The following is a 279-nucleotide window of genomic DNA, read 5'->3' on the forward strand; positions in this document are numbered from 1 at the left end:
AGCAGGTTCACGACTTGCTTACGCACTCTGATGTGCCTCTGACGAATCAGAACACGAGCATGATGAATGCTCTTCGCCAATCCGAGCTTCAGAACCTGGGTCTGAAGACGGCGCTCAAGAAAGTCCTCCAGGCGCAGACCGAGCACGTAATCGAGCTTCATCTTCTGTTCATCGAGCACTCCGATACGAACCAGGCGACGCAGCAGAGCATTACCTTCAAACAGACGTCTTGGATCTTTCTCATCGAGGGTAAGCAGTTCACGAGCGGCGGTACGAATC

1 protein-coding gene is annotated in these 279 nt (G+C 53.0%); it reads right to left on the reverse strand.

From position 1 onward, the window contains the following. Positions 1 to 279 (reverse strand): 30S ribosomal protein S4 (rpsD, locus tag L5849_RS15820; protein ID WP_236926320.1); only part of this gene is annotated, 279 nt, incomplete at both ends.

It is taken from the genome of Erythrobacter sp. SN021 (genome assembly GCF_021864455.1).